Origin of the sequence: Paenibacillus sp. GbtcB18, assembly GCF_019091125.1 — a bacterium.
Taxonomy (GTDB): Bacteria; Bacillota; Bacilli; order Paenibacillales; family NBRC-103111; genus Paenibacillus_F; species Paenibacillus_F chitinolyticus.
The window spans coordinates 1-252 of record NZ_JAGXJX010000606.1 but is presented as its reverse complement, the minus strand read 5'-3'; the positions used below and the strand labels follow the sequence as shown (position 1 = coordinate 252).

General features: G+C 52.0%; 1 pseudogene. It reads left to right on the top strand.

Annotation, left to right across the window (positions count from 1 at the left end):
* A pseudogene (locus KVT34_RS30655) lies at positions 1 to 229 on the top strand (cobalamin-binding protein); the annotation flags it as partial.
* Positions 230 to 252: the final 23 nt, after the last annotated feature.

Sequence of the window (252 nt, the reverse complement as noted above, 5' to 3'; positions counted from 1 at the left end):
GAACGGATGGGATACCAACGATAAAGGCGCCAATGACACATCGCGCAAATTGATCCGAACCAAAGTCGAGAAGAAGACACTACTAGACGCCATATCCCCGGCAATCACCTTTAACGAGCTAATGAAGGAAGAGCTGATTGCAGAATGTCGCAGCAGTGAGGCAGGACATGATGTGCACTTTCTGGTGGGCGGACTGCCGAACAATATTGACCGCGATCTCCGGCGTTAAGCCGGAGCCGACGGTTATGCGAA